This is a genomic window from Amycolatopsis alba DSM 44262 (assembly GCF_000384215.1).
GTDB classification, from domain to species: domain Bacteria; phylum Actinomycetota; class Actinomycetes; order Mycobacteriales; family Pseudonocardiaceae; genus Amycolatopsis; species Amycolatopsis alba.
On record NZ_KB913032.1, the window covers coordinates 5,936,125 to 5,956,271 of the forward strand.

15 protein-coding genes are annotated in these 20,147 nt (G+C 70.3%); 11 read left to right on the forward strand and 4 right to left on the reverse strand.

The window, feature by feature from the left end:
* The first annotated feature begins 11 nt into the window (after positions 1-11).
* Positions 12-959, forward strand: coding sequence for a helix-turn-helix transcriptional regulator (locus tag AMYAL_RS0127965; protein WP_020634579.1), 948 nt, complete (start codon positions 12-14; stop codon positions 957-959).
* 141 nt (positions 960-1,100) lie between these two features.
* Here AMYAL_RS0127965 and AMYAL_RS0127970 read toward each other — a convergent pair whose 3' ends face one another.
* Positions 1,101-1,733, reverse strand: a complete 633-nt coding sequence (locus AMYAL_RS0127970; protein ID WP_020634580.1) for a TetR/AcrR family transcriptional regulator — start codon at positions 1,731-1,733, stop codon at positions 1,101-1,103.
* Positions 1,734-1,781: 48 nt separating this feature from the next.
* Here AMYAL_RS0127970 and AMYAL_RS0127975 point away from each other — a divergent pair, with 48 nt between their 5' ends.
* From AMYAL_RS0127975 to AMYAL_RS0127985, 3 genes are read left to right on the forward strand one after another with little or no spacing between them, the layout of a single operon-like run.
* Positions 1,782-2,729 carry a patatin-like phospholipase family protein gene (locus tag AMYAL_RS0127975; protein ID WP_026467512.1) on the forward strand — a complete coding sequence of 316 codons (948 nt, stop codon included), beginning with the start codon at positions 1,782-1,784 and terminating at the stop codon, positions 2,727-2,729.
* Positions 2,726-3,574 carry an SDR family oxidoreductase gene (locus tag AMYAL_RS0127980; RefSeq protein ID WP_020634582.1) on the forward strand — a complete coding sequence of 283 codons (849 nt, stop codon included), beginning with the start codon at positions 2,726-2,728 and terminating at the stop codon, positions 3,572-3,574. Before AMYAL_RS0127975 ends, AMYAL_RS0127980 begins: the two co-directional genes overlap by 4 nt.
* Positions 3,571-5,052 (forward strand): flavin-containing monooxygenase, encoded by a 1,482-nt coding sequence (locus AMYAL_RS0127985; protein WP_020634583.1) that lies wholly within the window; start codon positions 3,571-3,573, stop codon positions 5,050-5,052. The genes AMYAL_RS0127980 and AMYAL_RS0127985 overlap by 4 nt, the downstream gene beginning before the upstream one ends.
* 45 nt (positions 5,053-5,097) lie before the next feature.
* On the opposite strand, the gene AMYAL_RS0127990 is transcribed toward AMYAL_RS0127985, so the two are convergent.
* Together AMYAL_RS0127990 and AMYAL_RS0127995 are read right to left on the reverse strand one after the other, a co-directional pair.
* On the reverse strand, positions 5,098-5,850 hold the full coding sequence (locus AMYAL_RS0127990) for a hypothetical protein (protein WP_020634584.1): 753 nt from the start codon (positions 5,848-5,850) through the stop codon (positions 5,098-5,100).
* A 4-nt stretch (positions 5,851-5,854) separates the two neighbouring features.
* Complete coding sequence (locus AMYAL_RS0127995; protein ID WP_020634585.1) at positions 5,855-6,445, reverse strand: papain-like cysteine protease family protein; 591 nt, start codon at positions 6,443-6,445, stop codon at positions 5,855-5,857.
* A gap of 373 nt (positions 6,446-6,818) precedes the next feature.
* On the opposite strand from AMYAL_RS0127995, the gene AMYAL_RS0128000 reads away from it, so the two are divergent.
* The 7 genes from AMYAL_RS0128000 (at position 6,819) to AMYAL_RS0128030 (ending at position 19,175) form a co-directional block, all read left to right on the forward strand.
* A complete protein-coding gene (locus tag AMYAL_RS0128000) occupies positions 6,819-9,656 on the forward strand; it encodes a helix-turn-helix transcriptional regulator (protein ID WP_245193089.1) in 2,838 nt (945 codons plus the stop codon).
* Positions 9,657-9,829: 173 nt separating this feature from the next.
* Entirely contained in the window at positions 9,830-11,281 is a 1,452-nt protein-coding gene (locus tag AMYAL_RS0128005; RefSeq protein WP_020634587.1) for a trypsin-like serine protease, read from the forward strand.
* Between the two features lie 26 nt (positions 11,282-11,307).
* Positions 11,308-12,840 (forward strand): S8 family serine peptidase, encoded by a 1,533-nt coding sequence (locus AMYAL_RS0128010; RefSeq protein WP_026467515.1) that lies wholly within the window; start codon positions 11,308-11,310, stop codon positions 12,838-12,840.
* Between the two features lie 560 nt (positions 12,841-13,400).
* Positions 13,401-14,099, forward strand: coding sequence for a TetR/AcrR family transcriptional regulator (locus AMYAL_RS0128015; RefSeq protein WP_020634589.1), 699 nt, complete (start codon positions 13,401-13,403; stop codon positions 14,097-14,099).
* A complete protein-coding gene (locus AMYAL_RS0128020; RefSeq protein ID WP_020634590.1) occupies positions 14,099-16,609 on the forward strand; it encodes an ABC transporter ATP-binding protein/permease in 2,511 nt (836 codons plus the stop codon). Before AMYAL_RS0128015 ends, AMYAL_RS0128020 begins: the two co-directional genes overlap by 1 nt.
* Positions 16,606-18,324: an ABC transporter ATP-binding protein gene (locus AMYAL_RS0128025; protein WP_020634591.1), complete on the forward strand. Its 1,719-nt coding sequence runs from the start codon at positions 16,606-16,608 to the stop codon at positions 18,322-18,324. Before AMYAL_RS0128020 ends, AMYAL_RS0128025 begins: the two co-directional genes overlap by 4 nt.
* Complete coding sequence (locus AMYAL_RS0128030) at positions 18,321-19,175, forward strand: alpha/beta fold hydrolase (RefSeq protein WP_020634592.1); 855 nt, start codon at positions 18,321-18,323, stop codon at positions 19,173-19,175. Before AMYAL_RS0128025 ends, AMYAL_RS0128030 begins: the two co-directional genes overlap by 4 nt.
* Here AMYAL_RS0128030 and AMYAL_RS0128035 read toward each other — a convergent pair.
* A complete protein-coding gene (locus AMYAL_RS0128035; protein WP_020634593.1) occupies positions 19,162-20,088 on the reverse strand; it encodes a hypothetical protein in 927 nt (308 codons plus the stop codon). The two genes, AMYAL_RS0128030 and AMYAL_RS0128035, sit on opposite strands and share 14 nt — an antisense overlap.
* Between the last annotated feature and the right edge of the window lie 59 nt (positions 20,089-20,147).

The following is a 20,147-nucleotide window of genomic DNA, read 5'->3' on the forward strand; positions in this document are numbered from 1 at the left end:
GGCGTGGTCCGATGCACGAACCGCTGGTGACGGAATTCGTGACCACCGATCCGGAACAGGCGCGTGCCCTGATCGCCGCGGCCTATCAGGACAACCGGCTGCGGGTACGGGGCGCTGTCTCGAACTACCGGTTCGAGCACAACCGCTGCGACGTGGGGGACTTGCAATTCGACCTGCTGCACAACACGCTGACCACCGAGGTCGTCATCCAGCCGCTGGGCAAAGTGGTGCTCCTGCGAGTGCTGGGGGGTGAGGTGCAGGTCGAGGACGATCTCGGCGACCGCAGACTGGCCACCGGCGACGTGTTCGTCGCCGCGCACCCCGGCACCGGGTACCGGACCGGGATGCAGGGCGCGCGCCTGCAGATCACCAGTATGGATCTGTCGCTGTTCACCGGGATCGACCCGGCACAGGACGGCGGAGCGATCGAGCGGTTGCGCTACGAACCGGTGAGCCTGCAGAAGGCGCAGCGATGGCGCAGCACGGTCGAATACGTCACCGGGCTGTTCTCCTCGCCGGACGTGGTGAACGGCCCGCTGGTGCTCGGCGCGGCGGGGCGGCTGGTGGCCGCGATGGCGCTGAACACTTTCACCGCGGGTGCGGGCGACGACCGGCCCTGTGACCGCCGGGACGCCGTCCCGGAAACCGTGCGCCGCGGGATCGCCTTCATGGAGGCGAATCCGGATCTCGATCTCGGTGTCGCCGACATCGCCCGCGCCTGCCGGGTCTCGGTGCGCGCCCTGCAGCTGGCGTTCCGGCGGCATCTGGACATCACCCCCATGGCGTATCTGCGCCAGGTCCGGATGGACCGGGCCCGTGCGGAGCTCCGCGATGCCGGTGAAGGCACGACGGTGACCCGTGTCGCGGCGAAATGGGGCTTCCTCGACGGCAGCCGGTTCAGCTCGCACTACCGCGCGGCCTTCGGCGAGTCGCCCAGCCAAACCCTGCGGAGACCTTGACGTTCGTTTTCGTCGGTTCCGCTGTGCGTTTTCGCCGCTAGACCCGCGCGAGGGGCGAGCGGTTTCATGGACCCTGTCCACCAGCACGGCCCGGACCCCGCCCGCTGGTGCGTCGCTTCCCGGACCGGCCGGCCGGTTCCTTCAGCGGGACGCCGCGATCCCGTCGTACATGACACGACGGACGGCTCGGCTCATCGCCGCCTGCCGTTCCGGTGACGGATCGCGCAGTTCGGAGAGCACCGACGCGAGGATCATCCCGTTGATCGCGCGGGCGGTGGAGTCCACGTCCAGATCCTCGTGCAGATACCCGAGGCGGACACCGTGGTGGAGATAGCCCGCGGTCAGCTCGGCGGCGGTCCCGTAGAAGTCCAGTACTCGTTCCCGCATCTCGGCGTCGATGCCCGCCGCTTCGAGCAGGAGGAACCGGGCCATCCGGGGGTCGCTGCCGAAGATCCGGGCGAGCGCGTCGCCGATCCGGGCGCTCTGCCTGCGGTATTCGGCCAGGCTGTTGACCGCGTCCGGCGCGTTGTCCGCGGCCAGCGCGGCGACCACTTTCTCGACCAGGTCAGTGATCACGTGGTCGACGATGTCCCGCTTGTTCTGGAAGTACCGGTAGAAGGTGCCGTGCCCGATGCCCAGCCGCGCGGCGATGTCGGCGATCCCGGTCGCGTGGTAGCCACGTTCGGCGAAACAGTCGAACGCGGTCTCCACGATCTCGCGCCGTAGTTCCTGCTTCTTCCGTGCGGCCCTGCTGACCGGGGTCTCCGTCGTCATTCCGCCAGCTTATTGCCCCGCGCATTCAAATGACATACCGTTCCGGAAATGACACGTCATTCCGCGAGGGCGCTGGTGCTCGGCTGCGGCGGGACCCTGGGCTTCGCCTGGACCGCCGCGGTCCTCGACGCACTGCACACCCGTGCAGGCTGGGACCCCCGTGAAGCGGAAGTCCTGGTCGGAACCTCGGCGGGCGCCGAGGCGGTCGCCATGCTCGGGGCGGGCATCCAGGCGAAGGCGATCCTCGACGCGGTGTCCGGCGCGCCCGGCGGCGATGCCGTGGTCGCCGCGCATGTCCGGCGCGTGCCGGACCGGTTCCCGCCCGTGCCGTCCCCGCGCTGGCCCGCGACAGGGCTGGTCCGCGCCGCGCTTCGTCGGGACGTCGACACGCTTGCCGGTCTTGCCGGACTTCTGCCCCGTGGCAGGGGAGACGCGGGCCGGCTCTGTGAACTCGGGGACGCGCTGGCCCCCGGCGGCTGGGTCCCGCATCCCGCGACCTGGCTGATCGCCGCGGATCCGTCGGGCGAGCGGGTCGCGCTCGGCTCTCCGGACGCGCCACCCGCCCGGCTCGGTGAGGCGATCGCCGCGTCCTGGGCGATCCCCGGCTGGTTCCCGCCGTCCGTTGTGGACGGACAACCGCTGCTCGACGGTGGCACGGTTTCGCCGACCTCGGCCGATCTCCTGCTCACCCACGACGTCGGCGAGGTCGTGCTGATCGCGCCGATGAGCAGCGAAGGCGGCGCTCCGGCACGCGGCCCGGCCCGGCTGGAACGCCTGCTGCGGACGGCGATGACCAAGCGGGTGGACGACGAGACGCGGAAACTGCGCGCGGCCGGTGTCCGGGTGGTCCGGATCGAGCCGGCACCGGCCGATCTCGCCGCCATGGGCGCCAACTTCATGGACGGACGCCGGCGGGAGCACGTGCTCGCCACGGCGTCGAGGACGGCGCCCGGCCTGGTCGCCGACGCCTTCGAACGAGAAGGAGTACGCGCATGAGCAAGTACCCGGACCTCGACCTCGACGGCGCGCATGTCGCGATCACCGGCGCGGGGCAGGGCATCGGCAGGGCGACCGCGGAACGCATGGCCGCACTCGGCGCCCGCGTGTCCATCGGTGATCTCGACCTCGAAGCCGCGAAGCGCACCGCCGCCGACATCGGCGGGACAGCGCATCACCTCGACGTCGCCGACCAGGCCTCCTTCGCTGCTTTCGTCGGCGAGGCCGAAGAGGCGAACGGGCCGCTCGCGGTCCTCGTCAACAACGCCGGGATCATGCCCAACGGCGGTTTCCTCGACCTTTCCGACGCGCTGAACCGGGCGACCATGGAGGTCAACGTCTTCGGCGTCGTCCACGGTATGCGGCTGGCCCTGCCCGGCATGCTGGAGCGCGGTCGCGGACACATCGTCAACGTCGCGTCGCTGGCCGGGAAGTTCCCCGTCAAGGGACTGGCGATCTACAACGCCAGCAAGTTCGCCGTCGTCGGGCTGACCGCGGCGACCCGGCTGGAGTACGCGCCGCACGGCATCAGTGTCTCCGCCGTGCTGCCGTCGGCGGTCGACACCGCGCTCGCTTCCGGGCTCGACATGCGGCCGATCCCGAAGGTGAAACCGGGCCGGATCGCCGACGCCGTCGTGGCGTCCGTCCGCACCCGCGCCGCGGAGATCGCCGTGCCCGGTTACGTCGGCGCGCTCGCCACCCTCGCGGCCGTGACTCCCGAACCGGCGCTCAACGCCTTCCGGCGGCTGGTGCGGGACGACCGGGCACTGCGCGCCGATCCGCCGGAGCGGGACGGCTACCGCGCCCGCCTCCACCAGGACACCCACCGGGAGGAAAACGCATGACCACGCAGTACGACGCCGTCGTCGTCGGGGCCGGTTTCGGCGGGATGGGCGCGGCGATCCAGCTCAACCGGCTCGGCTACGACAATCTGCTCATCCTGGACCGCGAGTCCGATCTCGGCGGCACCTGGCATGTGAACCGCTATCCGGGGCTGGCCGTCGACATCCCGTCGGCCACCTACTCGTACTCGTTCGAGCCGAACCCGCACTGGTCGCGTCTCTTCGCGCCGGGCGCGGAACTCAAGCGGTACGCCGAACACGTCGCCGACAAGTACCGGCTGCGGCGCTACATGCGGTTCGGCTCGGTGGTCACCGGCGCGGTCTGGGACGAGGCGAACGCGCACTGGACGGTGTCACGGGCCGGAGACGAGCCGGTCACCGCGAAGTACCTCCTTACCGCGACCGGATTCCTTTCCCAGCCGAAGAAGCCCGACATCGCCGGGATCGATTCCTTCGGCGGCAAGGTCATCCACACCACCGCATGGGACGACGGCTACGACCTCGCGGGCAAACGGGTCGCGGTGATCGGCACCGGCGCGACCGCGGTCCAGCTGATCCCCGAGATCACCAAGGTCGCGCGGGAGCTCACCGTGTACCAGCGGACCCCGATCTGGGTGAGCCCGAAACTGGACTTCCCGGTGCCCAAGGCGGTCCGGCGCGCGTTCGCCGCGGTCCCGTTCACCCAGCGGATCGCCCGGCTGACCGGGACCGCGCTGCTGGAACTGATGATGGTCTCCGGTGTCCTGCACTACAAGCAGCTCCCGGTGGCGAACCGGCTGGGCAGGCTGTGGTGCCAGGCGCACCTTCGCCGTCAGGTGCGGGATCCGGGACTGCGCGCGGACCTGACGCCGCGCTATTCGTTCGGCTGCAAGCGCCCGACGTTCTCCAACGAGTACTACCCGGCCTTCACCAAGGACCACGTGCATCTGGAGACGACGTCCATCGCGAGGATCGACGAGACCGGGATCGAGACCGCGGACGGGAAGCGCCGGGACATCGACGTCCTGGTGCTGGCGACCGGATTCGACCTGTGGGAGGCGAACTTCCCGGCGGTCGAGATCATCGGGCGCGGCGGCCGGGATCTCGGGAAGTGGTGGCGGGAGAACCGGTTCCAGGCGTACGAGGGGGTCGCGATCCCCAAGTTCCCCAACTTCATTTCACTCAACAGCCCGTATTCCTACTCGGGACTGTCCTATTTCACCACCATCGAGACGCAGATGCGCCATATGGACCGGCTTTTCGGCACGATGCGGCGGCGCGGCGCGACCGAGTTCGAGGTCACCCAGGAGGCCAACGACGCGTTCCTCGACCGGATGACCGAACGCCTCGGCGACTCGATCTTCACCCTCGGGAACTGCGCCCCGGCGAACAGCTATTACTTCAACCCGCACGGGGAGGCGACCCTGCTGAGGCCGTCGTCCACCTTGAACGCCATCAAGGAGGCACAGAACTTCCCGGTCGAGGACTACACGTTCGCCTAGTGGCGAGGGTGCCGGGACCCCGCGCGGTCCCGGCACCCTTGGCGCTTACTGCCTGCGGAGCCGGAGAGTGACGAGCGCGCCCGCCGCGGCGAGGAAGACCGCGCCGAGTGCGTACGGCCACCACGGCACCGAGGTGTCGCCCACCGGGGCGGCGCCGTAACCACCGGCGGCACCGGTGCGGTCGTAGGTCGAGCCGGGCAGCTTGTCGCCGTAGCGGCTTTGCAGGGCCTCGCGGTAGGCGGCGAGTGTCATCTTCTCGCCGGTCTTCGCGACCGAAGAGCCGTCGAGGACGGTCACGGTGTCCCCGTCGACGGAGTACCAGGCGCCTGCCTGGGGCTCGCTCAGGAGATAGCCCTTGCCCGCCCGCGCCGCGAGACGCTTTTCGACGTCACCCGAGGCGACGTTGTAGACCGACCAGCCCGAGCCCTCACGCTGCGACCACACGGTCGCCGCGTCGCCGTTGCCCAGCGTGGCAGGCGTGGCGACGTAGGCGAGTTCGGCGGGGACGGCCGACGTTCCGGCGATGAAGCCCGCGGTCGGCTGGTACACCGCCACCGGCGTGCGCGGATCGGCCTTGGCGGTCCTGGCCGCGATGGCCGTGTCGGCCTTGGCGGCGCCGGGGAACACCGCCTTGGCGAGCCGCTGGGTGGTCGCGTCACTGGTGACCACTGTGGACACCGCGGCGAGGTCGGCGGTGGTGGGCGCGCCGCTGGGGGCGTCGGCCGCGGACGCGTGGCCGCCGAGTGCCAGTGACAGTCCGATGGCGAGGATCGTGGCGCCGAAGAAGGTTCGCTTCATGGTTTCAGTCCTTGATCCCGTAGACGGTGTGGGTCCAGGTGAACGAGTTGTTGGACCGGTAGGCGTTGTAGCTCATCTGGTTGTAGCGAGGGCTCGAACCCCACGGGTCGCCGTAGTACACCGTCGTAGCGCCATTGGTGTTGTCGTAGCCGTAGAGCACGTGCATGTGGCCGCCGCCGTTGGTCCAGCCGATCCGGGTGCCGATCGGCTGCCGCGCGTCGACCTGGGCCTTGATGGTCGCGAAGCTCAGCGTCTGGCCCGAGGAGTTGTAGCTGCCGACGTTGCTGAACCCGAGCCACCGGAACACGCGCTGCTGATCGCTCAGGTAGCCCTGGTTGTTCGCACAGTCCGAACCGGACTCGTTGTGCGCGACCTGGCAGAACTTGGTCTGGGAGATGGAGTGCCCGAAGTACGCGGCGATGGTGTTGCCGCTGGCGTCCCAGCACCAGTTGCTCTTCTCCTGCGCCTGCATCTTGATCGGGATCGTGGTGGCCGCCGTGATCGCGGGCGCCGCGGAGACGGGCGCCTGCAGGGCGACCATCGCGGCGACACCGGCGCAGGCCGTGGCCAGCCCGCGCCTGAGTGAGATCTTCACCGTCGGAACACTCCTAACTGGATGGTCGAACGCGAAGCACGCGCGGGCGGCTACCCGGAAGAGACTGGTGGGGACTTCGGCTACCCGACTGGGTGGCCGACCGGCGCGAGCAGGGGACTTGCGCTGTGACGAGGTGACACAGGGGCACTGTGAACAGTCTGAGATTCACCCTCTGGTGGCCTCGTGGCAAGGTTCGCGGCAATACCTAAGGGTCCGTATTGCCGATGCGGGCCTTCGCGTAGCGCAGGTCGGCGTCGCCCGATCGAGCTAACGTCGTGACTCCGGTGGTGTGGACCAGCGGAAAGCCCCCGGCCCGTGGTCACTGTTCGTGTTCCCGCCTTTCGGCGGGTGTCCTATCGGTATGGTCCCGAGCATGCCGACGATCGGTGCGGCACCGGTGTTCGTGGCCCGCGACACCGAATTGGCCGAACTGGTGCGCGTCGCCGCTAGCCCGCCGTCGGTCGCCGTCGTCGAGGGCGAACCGGGTGTGGGCCGGAGCCGCCTGCTCGAAGAACTGGCTGCCCATCCCGTGATCGCGTCGCGCGTGGTCTGGTCCGCCCGATGCGGTTCCTTCGCGCGACCGTGCCGTCTGGCGCCCTTGGTCGACGCGCTGCTCGGGAAGAGCGAGGTGGCCGCCGCCCATGCGGCGGGTTTCTCCCCGGTGACCGGCGTCCTGCGACGGCTGATCCCCGAATGGTCGCCGTGGCTGCCGTCGTTCCCGGAGAACGCGGACGCCGACACCGTCCGGCAGCAGGAGTTCCGCGCCGTGCGCGAAATACTGACCGGCTGCGGTCCGGCGGTACTGGTGCTCGACGACGTCCACGCCGCCGACGACGACACGTGGGAGTTCCTGCGCGGTCTCGCGGCGTCCCCGGCGACGTCGCTGAGCGTGGTGGTCAGCGCGGCGGCGTGCGGTCCGCGCCGATTCCCGCCGCTGCGGGAAACCGCCGCGCAGCTCTCGCTCCCGGCGTTCACCGCCGACCAGGTGCGGACACTGCTGGACGCCTCCTTCGGCCGCTGCGCGCCGGATTTCGCCGAAGCGGCGCACCGGCGGACGTCCGGGATCGCCGTCGACCTGACGGCCTTGGTCCAGAGCGTCGGTGACACGGCCGAGGCGCTTTCGGCGGACAGGCTGGCATCGGCGACCGTGCCGCCGATCGTGCGGAGCCGGGTCGCCGGGCTGATGACGGCGATCGGGCAGGCCGCGCAGGACGTCGTCCGCGCGGCCGCGGTGCTGGGATCATCCGCCGGGGAACCGGATCTGGGCGCGGTGTCGGCGTCGTCCGGCGGGATCTCCGGAGCGGTCACCGAAGCCGTGGAGGCGGGACTGCTGCGGGATCTCGGCCGCGGCCGGTACGTCTCGGGGAGCCCGCTGATCGCCGAAGCGGTCTACGCGTTGCTTCCCGGTCCTTCGCGGTGCGCGATGCACGGACGCGCCGCCGCCCGGCTCGCGTCCGGTGCCGAGCCCTTCGCGTCGCTCATCGCCCGCCACGCGCGGCTCGCGGGTGACATCGACGCGTGGACACAATGGACCGGCGTCGCGGTCGACAACGCCATCGAAGACGGCCGGACCGAGGAAGCGAGCCGTCTGCTCGAAGCCGCTTTGCGGGACACGGACCTGCCGCGGAGCGCGCGCGAGTCGTTCGCCGTCCGGCTCGGCCGGGAACTGCCGCGCAGCATCGCGCACGCCGGCACGGTCCGGCTGCTGCGGGAGATCCTGCGCGAATGGCCGCTGAGCAAGGCCGCGCGGGGCGAGATCCGGGTCCACCTCGGCCAGGTGCTGATCAACCAGGTCGGCAAGGTGGAAGCGGGCAGGCTCGAGATCGAACTGGGCGCGGCCGACCTCGGCAGGCGGCAGGCGCTGCTCGCCAGGGGACTGGTCACCTTGGCGCTGCCGCATATCGGGACGGTCCCGGTCGAAGAGAACTTCCGCTGGCTCGACGAGGCCGAACGGGCGAGCAAGGGGGAGCACGACGCCGGGCTGCTCGCCGCGATCGCCGCCAACCGGCTCTCGGCGCGGATGCAGATCGCCGATCCGGAGGCCTGGCAAGACATCGCGGACCTCCCGAGGGCCCCGGAATCGGCCGAAGTCTGCCGCCAGGTGGCCCGCACCTACATCAACCTCGCCGACGCGGTGGCGTGGAACGGGCACTACCCGGTCGCGCGGGCCTACCTCTCGACCGCGCGGCGGCTGATCCGCGACGACCACCAGCCCTATCTCGACGCGCTGGCCGACGGTACGGAACTGCGCCTCGACCTCGCGATGGGGGAGTGGGCGAGTGTCGCCGAGAAGGCTCGGGCGATGCTGACGCGGGTCGACAAGGACAGCTCGCTGGCCGCCGAGCCGCTGCTCGTGCTCGGCTGGTACGAGTACGGGCAGCACCGGCCGACGGCGGCACTGCGCAGTTTCGACGCGGCGTTCGCGCTTTCCGCGGGCAGTGTTCCGGTGCAGGCTTCGGCGTACGCGGGCCGCGTCGCGGTCCATCAGGCGGGCAAGGACCTGCAAGCCGCCCGGCGCCTGGCCGAGTACGGCCTGGAGACCGTGCGCCGCAAGAACAACTGGGTCTGGGCGGCCGAACTGATGCCGTTCGCCGTGCGCACCATGCTCGGGCTGGGACAGCACGTCGAGGCGAGGGAACTGCTCGCGGAGTATCGGCAGGGCATCGACGGCAAGGACGCGCCCGTCGCCAACGCGTCGGCGCTGCTGTGCCGGGGGATGCTGACACAGGCGCGCGGCGAGACACTGGCCGCCGGTGATCTGCTGCTTGGCGCCGCGCAAGCGTACTGCGCCCTGCCGTTCCCGTACTTCGCCGCCTACGCGGACGAACTCGCGGCCGTCTGCTTCTCGGAAGCGGGAGAGCAGGCGCGCGCCGTCGCTTCTTTCACCACCGCGGAGACGGTGTACGCGAGCCTCGGTGCCGCCGTCGACGCGCTCCGCTGCCGCCGGTCACTGCGCCGGTGTGATCCGGAAATGCCCCGACGCGGCCGCAAGGGGTACGGCGAGGGGCTGTCGCCGAGGGAGCTCGAGGTCGCCCGGCTCGCCGCGCAGAATCTCACCAACCGGGAGATCGGCGAGCGGCTGTTCCTCTCGCCGCGGACGGTCGAGATCCACGTCGGACGGGCGCTGCGCAAATTGGGACTGCCGTCGCGCACCGTCCTGACCGAGGACCTGCTCCGTACCGCGACCGGGGAAGGTTCCAAAACCGCCTGACCCCATTCCCTAGGGGTCCGTATTCGGCGATTCGCTGGGTAATTCGTGAAGAAACCCCAGGTGAGAGGCTGTTTCTTTAAATAGTGGATCCGGTGCCGCGCTCCACTATTGTTCCGTTTCCGCCGTCGGCCGACAGTTGTCCTGCATTCGCGATTTCCCTGAAAGGAATCACCGTGAGCAGAAAACGGATCTTCGGCGTGGTCGCCCTGACCCTGGCCGCGCTGGCACCGGCGGCGGGTATCGCCGTCGCGGCCGACTCCTCCCGTGCCGTCGCCCCCACCGATGTCGCGTCCTTGCCTTCGGGCGGCGTCCACGGCCAGAGCATCGGCGGCTCGCCCGCGTCGGTGAAGGACTACCCGTACGTCATCGCCGCCCTGCGGGAAGGTGGCTCGCGGCCGAAGGGGCAGAGCTGTTCCGGCTCCGTCATCGCGCCGCGGAAGGTCATGGTCGCGGCCCACTGCAAGGAACTGGCGGGCGAGAAGAGCGTCCTTTATGGACTCGACGACCTCAAGAGCGCGGGCGGCACGCAGCTGAAGGCCGTCGACTACAAGCTCCACCCCAAGTTCACCCAGCCCTGGAACGGCTACGACGTCGCCGTGATCACCGTCGACGGCGACATCCCGGCCCCGCCGGGCGGCTACGCGAAGGTCGCCACCTCCGCCGACACCGGCCTGGAGACGCCCGGCAAGGACGGGTTCAGCCTCGGCTACGGCAAGAAGGACATCAACGACTCCGCTCAGGACGTCACCCTGCACAAGCTGACCCTGCCGATCGTCGACGCGAGCCAGTGCACCGGCGTGGAGAACGGCGTCGACCCGAAGACGATGATCTGCGCCGGGTACTCCGACGGCCGCAAGACCGTCCTGCCCGGTGACAGCGGCGGCCCGTTCGTCGTCGGCGGGAAGGTCGTCGGGATCACCTCCTGGAGCCGCAGCGACTTCCGCTGGTACAGCGTCTACAGCAGGCTCAACAACGACATGGGGGACTGGGTCGCCGAGCAGATCGGCGGCGAGCAGCCGGGAGACGCCTTCACCCTCGCCGCGTCGCCTTCGTTGGTGAAGGTGCTGCCGGGGAAGTACGTGTCGGCGAGTGTCACGAGCAAGCCGGGCAAGAACGGCGCGGAGAACGTCACGCTTTCGGCATCGGGGCTGCCCGAGGGCGCCAAGGCCACGTTCCAGCCCGCCACGATCAAGGCGGGCGAAGTGGCGAAACTGACCATCGAGACCGCCGCCGGAACGCCGGAAAAAGCTTATCAGGTCACGATTTCCGGAAAGGGCACGACCGAGACGGCCACCGCCGGGCTCACCCTCACCGTCGGGTCGGGCGAACCTCCCGCGGGCGACCTGAAGGTGACCGTGAACCCGTCGTCCGGCTCCGGCCGCGCGGGCTCGCTGGTGAGCGCCACCGTCACCGCGACCGGCGGCAGCGGCTCGATCACATTGTCCGCCAGTGGTTCCGGGCTGCCGATCAACCCGATGTTCTCGCCGCGGAGCGTGTCCAGCGGCGGCAGCTCGACCATGCAGGTCTTCGCGCCGTTCCGGCCGGGCACGTACCCGGTCACGGTGACCGCCAAGGACAGCGGCGGCAAGACCGCGACCGCCACGTACACCCTCACCGTCCAGTGAACTTCGCCGAAACAGAGGTGACCACCATGCGTGACAAGACGAAATCCTTGCTGGCACTCGGTTTGTCGATCCCGCTGCTCGCACTCGGCGCCGGAACCGCCGTCGCCGCCGAAGGTGCGGTGATTCCCGCCAAGGAACACTACGGCGACCAGTACATCGTCGTCCTTCACGACGTCGCCGCGGCCGGGCAGGCGGTGTCCGCCGATCTGGCGAAGCGGTACGGCGGCGAGGTCCGCTCGGTGTGGACCACGGCCGTCCGCGGGTTCTCGGCCAAGAACATGACCCCGGCCGAAGCGCGGAAACTGGCCGCGGACCCGTCGGTCAAGGCGGTCTACGAAGACGGTACCGCACGCGGCACGGGCACCCAGCAGAACCCGACGTGGGGCCTGGACCGGGTCGACCAGAAGGACCTCCCGCTCGACAAGGCCTACACCTATCCCAACGAGGGCGCGGGCGTCACCGCCTACGACATCGACAGCGGCATCAACCCGTCGAACCCGGAGTACGAAGGCCGCGCCAGTCTCGGCAAGGACTTCATGGGCGGAGACGGCAAGGATTGCAACGGGCACGGCAGTCACACGGCTGGCACGATCAGCAGCAAGACCTACGGTGTGGCGAAGAAGGTCAAGATCGTCGGGCTGAAGGCACTGGGCTGCGACAACACCGGTCCGGACTCCGGCATCATCGACGCCGTCGACTGGGTGACGGCCAACGCGCAGAAGCCCGCCGTGGCGAACATGAGCCTGACGATGGACGCTCCCGGCGTCGGTGACGACGCGCTCAAGCGGTCGATCGCCTCGGGCGTCGTCTACGGCGTGGCGGCGGGCAACGCCTCCACCGACGCCTGCAACACCAGCCCGGCCCGCGTGCCGGAAGCGATCACGGTCAACGCTTCGGACTCCAGCGACAACCGGTCGTCGTTCTCGAACTACGGCAGCTGTACCGACATCTTCGCGCCCGGCACGAACATCACGTCGCTGAGCCCGAACAACGGTGGTTCGGCGGGTATGAGCGGGACCTCGATGGCGACGCCGCACGTCGTCGGCGCGGCCGCGCTCTACCTGTCGGCCAATCCTGGCGCCACGCCGCAGCAGGTCCGGGACGCGCTGGTGAACGGCGCGAGCTCGGGTGTCATCAAGAACGCGGGCAGCGGTTCGCCGAACAAGCTGCTGAACGTGTCGTCCATCGGCAGCGGCGGCCCCGGCCCGAAGTGCGGCGCCAAGTCGAACACCACGCCGGTGTCCATTCCGGACGCCGGGGCGGCGGTGACCAGTTCGGTGACCCAGGAAGGCTGTGACGGCAAGGCTTCCGCGTCGTTGCCGGTCAAGGTGGACGTGTCGCACACCTACAGCGCCGACCTCGTCCTCGACCTGATCGGGCCGAGCGGCAAGGCCTACCGGCTCAAGGGTTCCGGCGGTGTCGGCTCGGCAGACGGGGTGCACCAGACCTTCACGGTCGACGCCTCCGGTGAGGCGGCCAACGGCACCTGGAAGCTGAGCGCGCAGGACGTGTACCGGTTCGACACCGGGAGCATCGACGGTTTCACCGTCACGTTCTGAACCCACTGAGACTCGCCGGCAGGGCGGGGAGGGAAGCACCGGCGGGGCCCGCTTCGGCTGCCCCGCCGGTGCCGTCGTGAGTGACGGGTCGTGAGTGGTAAGGGGCGTTAGAGCGGACCAGCATTTGCCTACCCGCGCCTGACCTGCGCGTGGGTGGCGGTTCCGCGGCTGTCGGGCGGTCGCCCGGTCTTGAATCTTGATCAACGGAGGATCCGGGACGCTCACCGTCCCCGATCCTCCGTTGATCAAGGTCGCACCGGTCACGACCGGTGGCAGATACGCGACGGGGGAAGCTTCCGGACGTACAACGTCCCGAATCCCTCATCACCGAGACCGAGCGTGGAGGAATCAGGACGTTGAACGTCCCGAATCCTCCACACTCGACCGCCAGTCGCACCAGCGGGTAGACAAATACGGGTCCGTTCTAACCCGAATCGCCACTCACGACCCCATTGTGAAGCCGGGCAAAGTGCTCAGGTGCCCTCGGGTGAGCCGACACTTGACAGCGAAGTAAGTCTACCCTTAGTTTCCCCCTGTAACTTTCTAGGGCTAGGGGTGGGATGTCCAATATCGGGGGCCGTCCGGCCAAGATCGCGAGGGACGACATCCTGCGCGCCGGACGGGAGCTCGGGATGCGACGGCTCAGCGTGAAGGCGGTCGCGGCCCGGCTGGGGGTGACCGCGACCGCTCTCTACCGGCACGTCGACGGCCGGTGGGGGCTGGAGCGGCTGGTCGGGGAGAGCATCCTGGCCGAGCTGCGGCTTCAGGACGATCATGACCACGACCTCGAACAGCACCTGCTGTCGTTCGCCCTGCAGATGCGGGCCTTCGTGCTGGAGAAGCCGGGCCTGGTCACCTATCTGCAGCTGTTGTTCCCGCGTGGGGACGGCGGTCAGCGCCTGCTGAACACCGAGGTCGACGCGCTCGTCCGCCGGGGGTACGCGCCCGCCGAGGCGATCGTGCTCAGCGGCGCGGTCGCGTCGCTGACCATCGCGATGACGGCGTCCGAGGAGAACAGCATGGCGGCCGAGGAGGCCGACGGCGACGGGCTGGACCGGGAGCGGCAGGCGGTCCGCGACCGGCTGGCCGTCGACGATCGGCTCGCCGCGCCGTCCGCCGCGTTGCCGCAGGTGCCGCGGCCCGAGTACGTGCGGTTGCTGCTGACCGCGTCGATCCGCGGCCTGATCGGGTCCTGCCCGCCGGGCAGGCCGGTCGCCGAGATGGTGGCCGATCTGGCGTCCACCGGGAAGGGGCTGTGATGGCGCGCGGGTTCCAAGGCGCGGTGATGCGGGGTTTCGGGGCCAGGGACCACGAAGCGACCGTCGTCGAAACCCAAGAGATAACGCCGGGTTTCGTGCGGGTCAGGTTCGTCTCGCCGACGTTGTTCGAAGACGTCGTCGTGGAGCCGACGGCCTGGCTCCGGTTCTGGTTCCCGGACCCGGAAGGCGGCCAGACGGAGTTCCAGCGCGCGTACACGCTCACCGAAGCCGATCCGGAGTCGGGCAGGTTCGCGATCGACGTCGTCCTGCACGAACCCGCCGGTCCCGCGTCGCACTGGTTGCGGGAAGCGCGGCCGGGGTCGACGGTTCCGGTGATGTCGCTGGGTTCGTCGTCCTTCGCGGTGCCTGCCGAACCGCCCGCCGGCTATCTGCTGATCGGCGACTCCGCCTCGATCCCCGCGATCAACGCGATCCTCGAAGTGGTCCCGGCGGACCTCCCCGTCGAGCTCTATCTCGAAGAGCACGACGAGACCGACCGGCTGATCCCGCTGGGCCACCACGCGAGGCTGGCCGTGCACTGGGTGCCGCGCCTGGACGCGACGTCGCTGGCCGCGGCGATCGAGACGCGCGACTGGTCGGACTGGCAGGCGTGGCTGGCACCCGAAGCGGGCTCGCTCAAACATCTCAAGACCCGCCTGCGGGACACGTTCGGTTTCCCCAAGTCCGAGGTGCACGGCCGGGCGTACTGGTACTACGGCCGGGCCATGGGCGGGTTCCGCGGCGAGAAGGAAGCACCGGCGCCCGAGGCCCCGAAGCCGGTCGAGAAGGCGACCAAGGGGGCTTGGCGGGCACAGGCCGCCGGACGGCTGCTCGCGCCGGTGCGGCGCACGCTGATCTTCGCCGGGATCCTGCAGGCCATCGTGACCCTGATCGGTCTCACGCCGTTCGTGCTGCTGGTGGAGCTGGTCCGGCGGCTGCTCACGGGCGGCGAATCGCTGTGGGCGATCGGTGTTGCGGCGCTGGTGCTGCTCGGCGTGGGAACACTGCTCGAGTCCGCGCTCGTGCTCTGGCTGCACGCGGCCGACGCGCGGTTCGCCCGTGACCTGCGGCAGCGGTTGCTGGGCAAGCTCGCGAGGCTTCCGCTGGGCTGGTTCACCGCCCGCGGTTCGGGAACGGTCGCGAAACTCGTGCAGGGCGACACGCTCTCGCTCCACTACCTGGTCACGCACGCCGTTCCCGACGCGGTGGCCGCCGTCGTCGCGCCGGTCGCGGTGCTGGTGTACCTGTTCGCGGTCGACTGGCGGCTCGCCCTCGTCCTGCTCGTCCCGATCCTCGTCTACCTGGTCACCACGTCGATCATGGTCGTCCAATCGGGACCCAAGACCGGCCAGGCGATGCGCTGGGCGGAACGGATGGCGGGCGAGGCGGGCGCGTACCTGGAGGGACAGCCGGTGATCCGGGTGTTCGGCGGCGCGGCGGCGTCGTCGTTCCGGCGGCGGCTCGACGGGTACATCGGCTTCCTCGGCGACTGGCAGCGCCCGTTCACCGGCAAGAAGACCATGCTGGACTTCGCCACCCGGCCCGCCACGTTCCTGCTGCTGATCACCGGCGCCGGAATCCTGATGGCGATGGAGCCGGTGACGCTGATCTCGTTCCTCTTGCTGGGCACCACGTTCGGCGCCCGGCTGCTGGGCATCGGCTACGGCCTCGGCGGCGTCCGTGAAGGGATGCTCGCCGCCCGCCGGATCCAGGTCGTCCTCGACGAACCCGAACTGTCCACAGTGGAGCTTGAAGTCAGGGACGGTGTCGAGCCGGGCACGGTGGAGCTGGACCGCGTGGGCTTCGCCTACCGCACCGGGGTTCCCGTGCTGGAGAACGTTTCCCTGACCTTGCGACCCGGCACGGTGACCGCGCTGGTCGGCCCGTCGGGAGCGGGGAAGTCGACTCTCGCCGCCCTGGTCGCACGGTTCCACGACGTGACCGAGGGGACGATCCGGGTCGGTGGCCGGGACGTCCGGTCCTTCGCCGCCGACGAACTCTACGGCCGGGTGGGGTTCGTGCTGCAGGATCCGCAGCTCGTCCAGGGGACCGTGCGGGAGAACATCGCCCTCGCCGTCCCCGGCGCCACCGAAGAGCAGGTCACCGCCGCTGCCCGCGACGCGCAGATCCACGAGCGGATCCTGCGGTTGCCCCAGGGCTACGACACCGTCCTCGGCGCCGGTTCCCAGCTGTCCGGCGGGGAACGCCAGCGGGTCGCCATCGCCCGCACGATCCTCGCGGACGCCCCTGTCCTCGTCCTCGACGAAGCGACCGCCTTCGCCGATCCCGAGTCGGAGTACCTCGTGCAACAAGCACTCGACCGGCTCACCGCCTGCCGGACCGTCCTGGTCATCGCCCATCGCCTGCACACCGTCACCGGCGCCGACCGGATCGTGGTCCTCGACCACGGGAAGATCGCCGAAAGCGGGACCCACGAAGAGCTGCTGGCGTCGGACGGCCGCTACACCCGGCTGTGGCAGGCCGGAGCCGGTGCGGGGGTGACCGCGTGATCCGCACGCTGCTGGGCCTGATCCCCGAGGCGAAACGCCCGGCGTTCCGGCGTTACCTCGTCCTCGCCGTGCTTTCGGTGCTGCTGCGCGCCACCGGTGTCGTCCTGCTCGTACCGCTGGTGGGTGCCCTGTTCGGCGCCGATCACCGGGCAGCGCTGCCCTGGCTGGGCGCGCTCGCCGCCGTCACCGCGGCGGGCTGGGCCGTCGACGCGGTCGTGGGACGGCTCGGGTTCGAACTCGGTTTCGGCGTGCTGGACCACGCCCAGCACGACGTCGCCGAGCATCTGACGAACGTCCGGCTGTCCTGGTTGGACAGTGAAAACACCCAGACCGCCCGCCAGGCCATCGCCGCGACCGGTCCCGATCTCGTCGGCCTGGTCGGCTACCTGCTCACCCCGCTCATCGGCGCGGTCCTGCTGCCGGTCGCGATCGCGCTGGCCCTGCTGCCGATCGCCTGGCCGCTCGGGGTCGCCGCGCTGGCCGGGGTCCCGGTGCTGCTGGGCGCGCTGTGGGCGACCGGGCGGATCACCCGGCGCGCCGACCGGGCGGCGGCCGAGGCGAACACCACGCTGACCGAGCGGATCGTCGAGTTCGCCCGCACCCAGCAGACGTTGCGCGCCGCCCGCCGCGTCGAACCCGCGCGCAGTCACGCCGGCGCCGCGCTCGCCGCGCACCACGGCGCGACCGTCCGGCTGCTGCGCCTGCAGATCCCCGGTCAGGTGCTGTTCGGCGTCGCCGGTCAGCTGGCACTGGTCCTGCTCGCCGGGACGACCGTCCTCCTCACCACGCGAAACGGTCTGAGCGTGCCCGAGGCGATCGCGCTGATCGTCGTGATCGCCCGGTACCTGGAGCCGTTCAGCGCGCTCGGCGATCTCGCCCCCGGCATCGAGACCGCCACCACCACGCTCGGCCGCATCCGCACCGTGCTCACCGCGCCCGTCGCCCCGGCGGGCGAGGCCGTCCAGCCGGGGAAGCGGGCTCCGCGGATCCGGTTCGAGAACGTCGGTTTCCGGTATTCACCCGGAACCGAAGCCGTACTGGAGAACTTCGACCTCACCCTGGAACCGGGGATGACGACGGCGATCGTCGGACCGTCCGGCTCCGGCAAGAGCACCGTCCTCGCCCTGCTCGCCGGGCTGCACCAGCCCACCAGCGGACGCGTGCTCGCCGACGGGACGGATCTCGCCGAGCTGTCCGCGGCCGGCCGCCGGGAGCTCGTCACCGTCGTCTTCCAGCAGCCGTACCTGTTCGAGGGTTCGGTGCGCGAGAACGTCCTGGCCGGTGATCCCTCGGCGAGCGAGGAAAGGATCGCCGAGGTCGTCACGCTCGCCAGGGTCGACGAGCTGCTGGACCACACGGCCGTCGGCGAGGCGGGCGGCGCGCTGTCGGGCGGTGAGCGGCAACGCGTGTCCATCGCCCGCGCGCTGCTCAAACCGGCGCCGGTACTGCTGGTCGACGAGGCCACCAGCGCGCTGGACACCGAGAACGAGGACGCCGTCGTCCGGTCCCTCAGCGCCGATCCCGTACCGAGGACGCGGGTGATCGTCACCCACCGGATCGCCGGGATCCGGCACGCCGACCGGGTCGTCTTCCTGGAGGACGGGCAGCTCACCGAGGACGGCACCGTCGAGGAACTCCTTGCGCGGCAAGGACGTTTCGCCGATTTCTGGCGGCGGCAGCTCGACGCCACCGGCTGGAGGATCGCCGCGCGATGAGCCACACCCAAGGCGAGCCGGAATGGGTCGTCACCCGCGACGGCCGTCGGCTCCACGCGATGGTGCTCCACGGGCCTGAGGGCTTCACCGGGCCGACGGTCGTGTTCGAAGCCGGGGCCGCCGCCACGCGGTCGTCCTGGGCGGCGGTCCAACCGGAGGTCGCCCGGCATGCCCGTGCGATCGTCTACGACCGTTCCGGGCTCGGCCGCAGCGCACCCGACCCCGGCGGCCGGACGCTGCGCCGGATGGCCGACGACCTCAACGACGTCCTTGACCACTTCGGCACGGGGCCGTACGTCCTCGCCGGGCACAGCGCGGGCGGGCCGATCGTGCGCCAGGCCGCCGCCCGCCGTCCCGAGCGGATCGCGGGGCTCGTGCTGGTCGACCCGACCGACGAGGCGGCGGAGGTGCTCTTCGGCCGTGCCTTCCGCACCGGTGAACGCGTCATCCTCAGGACCGGCGCCGTACTCGCGCGGCTCGGCCTGCTCAAAGTCCTCTTTCGCGGCCTTCTGAAGGGCATCCCGGACGACGTCCGCCGGGACCTCGAACGTGAGGCGTTCACCGTCGGGACGACGCGGACCCAGCGGGAGCAGGCCCGCACCTTCCTCGACGAACTGGCCGTCTGGCGGCACGATCCGCCGGTGCTCGGGGACATCCCGCTCACCGTGGTGTCGGGCGGACGCGGCGGGGGCGGGATGTCCGCCGGGATGCGGGCGGCGGCGAACGCGTCCCACGCGCACCGGGTGGCGCTCTCGCCCGGTGGCAGGCACGTGATCGCCGAGCTGTCCGGGCACTACGTCCCGAAGACCGAACCCGAGGTGATCGTGCGCGAGATCGTCAGGATGACGTGAGGGCCAGCCGGAGCTCTTCGTAGGCCGGGGCGAGTGCCCGGAGTGTCCCGGCGGCGCGCACGTCGTCCTCGACGACGAGGTCGTACTGCAGTGAACCGATCAGCCGGGCCTGCCTGATGGCGACCTCCGCCGCCACGCCGTGGCCGACCCGGCGCAGGCACACCGCCGCGTCGGACAGCCTGCGGGCACCGACGCGGATCACGAAGTGGATGAGCATGCCGCGCAGGTCCGGGTCACAGCCGGAGGCGATCCGGGTGGCCAGCGCCAGTGCCGCGTCGGCGTTGCCGAGACTGCCGGGCGGGAGGTCCGTGCCGGCCTCGCCGCTCAGCCGCCTGATCGCCCGTGGGAGCGCCGCGCTGATCGCGGCTTCGTCGGTGACGACGGTGTGGCGGGCGAAGTTCGCGCGCATCGTGTGCGGCTTGCCGTAGGCGACGGTTTCGGCACGCCAGGCGGCGGCGAAATCCTCTCGCGGGATCCGCGCGTACGGGTAGCCCTGCGGGTCGTGGACGAGGACCGACCCGGCGTCCGAGGCGAGCGCCACGAGGAAGTGGTCGGCGCCGATCGGGCCGGTCATCCCCGGCTGATGGCGCAGGTGCCCCATTTCGACCGGGCCGATCAGGACCGGGCCGTCGGCCAGGCTTTCGACGAGCCGGGCGAACGCGGCCTCCGGATCCGGTTCGCTCACGGTTTCGGCCGTCCAGCCGAGGACGTCGAGCGCCTCGCCGATGCCGAGGTCGGGATCCCAGCCGAAGGCGTCGAAGAACGGCGACGAACCGCCGACCAGCTGCATGCCGAAAGGGCTGCCGGTCACGGTTTCGAGCACGTCCGTCGGCGGGGTTTCGGAGCCGAGCATCATCGCGAGGGAATTCGTGTAGCAATAAGGACCGGAACCACGGTAAGGAAGATCGATCACGCGTTCGACAATGGCAGTTTTCGCCGTGAAACGCCACTCCCTTCGCATTCCGTCCGCTG

Excerpts from the sequence above, each read along its gene's own strand:
- AMYAL_RS0128030 (WP_020634592.1), top strand. The coding sequence starts at position 18,321 with ATGAGCCACACCCAAGGCGAGCCGGAATGGGTCGTCACCCGCGACGGC.
- AMYAL_RS0128020 (WP_020634590.1), top strand. The coding sequence starts at position 14,099 with ATGGCGCGCGGGTTCCAAGGCGCGGTGATGCGGGGTTTCGGGGCCAGG.
- AMYAL_RS0127980 (WP_020634582.1), top strand. The coding sequence starts at position 2,726 with ATGAGCAAGTACCCGGACCTCGACCTCGACGGCGCGCATGTCGCGATC.
- AMYAL_RS0128015 (WP_020634589.1), top strand. The coding sequence starts at position 13,401 with ATGTCCAATATCGGGGGCCGTCCGGCCAAGATCGCGAGGGACGACATC.
- AMYAL_RS0127975 (WP_026467512.1), top strand. The coding sequence starts at position 1,782 with ATGACACGTCATTCCGCGAGGGCGCTGGTGCTCGGCTGCGGCGGGACC.
- AMYAL_RS0127970 (WP_020634580.1), bottom strand. The coding sequence starts at position 1,733 with ATGACGACGGAGACCCCGGTCAGCAGGGCCGCACGGAAGAAGCAGGAA.
- AMYAL_RS0128000 (WP_245193089.1), top strand. The coding sequence starts at position 6,819 with ATGCCGACGATCGGTGCGGCACCGGTGTTCGTGGCCCGCGACACCGAA.
- AMYAL_RS0127985 (WP_020634583.1), top strand. The coding sequence starts at position 3,571 with ATGACCACGCAGTACGACGCCGTCGTCGTCGGGGCCGGTTTCGGCGGG.
- AMYAL_RS0128010 (WP_026467515.1), top strand. The coding sequence starts at position 11,308 with ATGCGTGACAAGACGAAATCCTTGCTGGCACTCGGTTTGTCGATCCCG.
- AMYAL_RS0127965 (WP_020634579.1), top strand. The coding sequence starts at position 12 with ATGCACGAACCGCTGGTGACGGAATTCGTGACCACCGATCCGGAACAG.
- AMYAL_RS0127990 (WP_020634584.1), bottom strand. The coding sequence starts at position 5,850 with ATGAAGCGAACCTTCTTCGGCGCCACGATCCTCGCCATCGGACTGTCA.